This window comes from Streptomyces durocortorensis, from assembly GCF_016901035.1.
Lineage (GTDB): Bacteria > Actinomycetota > Actinomycetes > Streptomycetales > Streptomycetaceae > Streptomyces > Streptomyces durocortorensis.
Genome location: NZ_JAFEUF010000074.1, coordinates 27422 through 31084, shown reverse-complemented (window position 1 = coordinate 31084; position 3663 = coordinate 27422). Strand labels below are relative to the sequence as shown.

At 70.1% G+C, this 3663-nt stretch carries 3 protein-coding genes; 2 read left to right on the top strand and 1 reads right to left on the bottom strand.

The features are described 5' to 3' along the window. The coding region (locus tag JS521_RS16530) for an LCP family protein (protein ID WP_443732181.1) at positions 1 to 1431 on the top strand (1431 nt) is incomplete at its 5' end. Positions 1432 to 1503: 72 nt separating this feature from the next. On the opposite strand, the gene JS521_RS16525 is transcribed toward JS521_RS16530, so the two are convergent. Next, positions 1504 to 2073: an acyl-CoA thioesterase gene (locus JS521_RS16525; RefSeq protein WP_205083752.1), complete on the bottom strand. Its 570-nt coding sequence runs from the start codon at positions 2071 to 2073 to the stop codon at positions 1504 to 1506. Between the two features lie 117 nt (positions 2074 to 2190). Here JS521_RS16525 and JS521_RS16520 point away from each other — a divergent pair, with 117 nt between their 5' ends. Next, entirely contained in the window at positions 2191 to 3516 is a 1326-nt protein-coding gene (locus tag JS521_RS16520; protein ID WP_205083751.1) for an LCP family protein, read from the top strand. Positions 3517 to 3663: the final 147 nt, after the last annotated feature.

Here is a 3663-nt window from a genome sequence, read left to right as displayed (position 1 = left end):
GTCCGCCGCCGCAAGCAGGACGAGCGGCCGCGCTGGGGGATGCGGGTGGCCACCGGTCTGTCGGTACTGGTGCTGGGGGCGGGTGGGATCGGTCACGCGGTGGTGAGCAGCCTGGAGGGCGGGATCGGCCGGGTCGACCCGTTCAAGGACATGAAGAACCGCCCCGAGGGCGGCAACGGCACGAATCTGCTGCTCGTCGGCACCGACGGCCGGGACACGATCACCAAGGCCGAGAAGAAGAAGTACAAGCTCGGCGGCGCGCCCTGCCACTGCACCGACACGGTGATGCTGGTCCATCTGTCGGCCGACCGGCAGCGGGCGAGCGTGGTCAGCCTTCCCCGGGACAGTTACGCCGAGATGCCCGCCCACACCGACCGCACCACGGGCAAGCACCACGAGAGCCACCCGGTGAAGCTGAACGCCGCGTACGCGGAGGGCGGGCCCACGCTGACCGTGCGGACCGTCGAGAACATGACCGGGGTCAAGATCGACCACTATCTGGAGGTCGACTTCACCAGCTTCATGAAGACGGTGGACGCGGTGGGCGGGGTGAAGATCTGCACGGCGCGGCCGATGAAGGACTCGTACACCGGTCTGAACCTGCCTGCGGGCACCCATGAGCTGGACGGCGGTCAGGCGCTCCAGTACGTGCGCTCGCGCCATATCGACGTGGCCGCCGACCTGGGCCGGATGGAGCGCCAGCAGAAGTTCATGGCGGCGCTGATCAAGCAGGCGACGAGCAGCGGGGTGCTGCTGAACCCGGTGAAGTTCCAGCAGGTCTCGGCCTCGGCGCTGGGCTCGGTCCGGGCCGACGAGGGCTTCGGTACGGAGCAGATGCTGGCGCTCGGCAAGGCGATGAAGGACTTCGGTCCTGCCTCGTCGGAGTTCGCGTCCGTGCCCATCGGCAACCCCAGTTTCCCGGTCAAGGGCATCGGCTCGACGGTGCAGTGGGACGCGAAGAAGGCGAAGAAGCTGTTCCAGGCCCTGCGCGAGGACAAGCCGCTGGCCCCGGCGAAGCCGAAGCCGAAGCCGGCGGCCGGTGCGGAGAAGAAGGCCCCGGCGACGCTGGTGGACGTGGCGCCGAAGGAGGTCCGGGTGCAGGTCTACAACGGAACCCCGAAGGACGGTCTGGGCCGGACCGTGGACGAGGCGCTGCGGGCGACCGGGTTCGCCACCACCGAGGCCCCGCTCAACGGGGAGGTGCGGGAGCTGAAGCGGACGCTGGTGGAGTACGACCCGCGCTGGGACCGGTCGGCGAAGTCCCTGGCCACGGCGCTGCCCGGGAGCGAGCTGAAGGCGGTGAAGGGCCAGGGCCCGCAGATGAAGGTGACCGTGGGGTCGGACTTCACGAAGGTGCAGCGGGTGAAGGCGGAGAGCCGGCAGACGGGCGAGTTCTCGACGGTGACGGGCGACGAGGTGGTGTGCCCGTGACCCGCTGACGGGTGCGGGCGGTCCGCGCACCGTGCGGGTGGCGGCCGTACGGGAGGCGGCTCAGCCGGTGCCTCAGTCGTCGATGCCGTCGGCGGCGCGCTTCTCGCGCAGTTCCTTGATCGCCCGGCGGCGGGCGAGCCGGTGGGTGCGCCGGATCTGCGCCTCCTGGTAGCGCCGGTTGTCGCGCTCGGTCTCGGGGATCACCGGCGGTACGCGGCGCGGCTTGCCGTCCCCGTCGACGGCGGCGAAGACCAGATAGGCGCTGCCGACCTGCTGGGCGGGGGTCGACTCGTTCCAGCGCTCCGCCATCACGCGGACGCCGACCTCCATCGAGGAGCGGCCGGTCCAGTTGACCTGGGCCTTCACATGGACGAGGTCACCGACGCGGACCGGCTCCAGGAAGACCATCTCGTCCATCGAGGCGGTCACGGCGGGCCCGCCGGAGTGCCGGCCGGCCACCGCGCCCGCGGCGTCGTCGACCAGTTTCATGATCACGCCACCGTGCACCGTGCCGAGGAGATTGGTGTCGCTGCCGGTCATGATGTGGCTGAGGGTGGTCCGGGACGCCGCGGTCGGCTTGCCCGGAATCTCACCCTCCGGCCGGTTGGCCGGATCTGTTACGCCAGTGGCCTGATCTGTCATGCCGTCCACCTTATGCGGGTGCCGTGATCCCGCAGAATGCATCAGGTTCGCAACAGCCCTGGTGCGATTTCCCTTACACCCTGTAATAGCCGTGGGCCGGGACGGCACACTGTTCGGATGAACGATTGGCCCGATCGACGGACCGGCGACCGCAGCGAACGCTACGGGCGGGGCAGCGCCAGCTCCCAGCCCGAGAGCGCGCGGGCGATGCCGCACATCCAGCGCCGCCCGTCCCAGCCCCGTACCCCGCAGCGGCCGCAGGTACCGCCGCAGAGCCAGGGCTACGACGACCGCCACCAGGACGGCGGGTACCAGGGCGGCTACGGCAACAGCCCCGAGCCCGGATACGACAGCGGCTACAACACGGGCCAGGTCTACGGCTCGGGCAGCGGCGGCTCCGACGGCCGGGGCGGCGGCGGCCGTCGCGGCGGCGGTGACGGGGGTTACGTCCAGGGCCGCCCGGCCCCGGACTGGCGGCGCCGGATCAAGCTCGGCGCGCTGACCCTGGTCGTCGTGGTGCTCGCGGTCTCGATCTCGACGTACTTCTGGGCCGACTCGAAGCTGAAGCGCGAGGTGGACCTTGCCAAGGTCATCGAGCGGCCGGAGTCCGGCGACGGCACGAACTACCTGATCGTCGGGTCCGACAGCCGCGAGGGCATGTCGGCCGAGGAGAAGAAGCGGCTGCGCACCGGTTCCGCCGAGGGCAAGCGCACCGACTCGATGATGATCCTGCACGACGGCTCGAACGGCCCGACGCTGATCTCGCTGCCGCGCGACTCGAACGTCGAGATCCCGACGTTCGTGGGGTCCGAGTCTGGAAAGAAGTTCCAGGGCACCGGCCGGCAGGTGAAGCTGAACGCCGCCTACGCCGAGGACGGCCCCGAACTCCTCGTCCGTACGGTCGAGTTCAACACCGGCCTGCACATCGACCACTACGTCGAGATCGGCTTCGGCGGCTTCGCGAAGATCGTGGACGCGATCGGTGGGGTCGAGCTGGACATCCCGAAGGCCTTCAAGGACAAGAAGTCGGGGGCCGACTTCCAGGCGGGCAAGCAGACGCTGAACGGCGAGCAGTCCCTCGCCTTCGTCCGTACGCGTTACGCCTTCGCGGGCAGCGACCTGGACCGTACGAAGAACCAGCAGAAGTTCCTCGCGGCGCTGGCGAGCCAGACGGCGACCCCGTCGACGATCATCAACCCGTTCAAGCTGTACCCGACGATGGGCGCGGGCCTGGACACGTTGATCGTGGACAAGGACATGTCGCTCTGGGCGCTGGGCAACATGTTCTTCGCGATGAAGGGCGTCACGGGCGGCGACGGTACGTCGATGAACATGCCGATCTCGGGGAGCACCGGCGGCAACCTGGTCTGGGACAAGGCCAAGGTGAAGCAGCTCGTGGAGCAGCTCAACAACGACGAGAAGGTCACGGTCAAGGGCAACTGAAGCCGGGACGTGGCAGGTTGACGCAGTACCGGCCGGGGGGGGGGGGGGGGGGGGGGGGGCGGCGGAGGGGGGGCCCCCCCCCCCCCCCGCCCCCCCCCCCCCCCCCCCCCCCGCCACAGCACCCGCCCGGGCGCCCCGCCAGCCCCC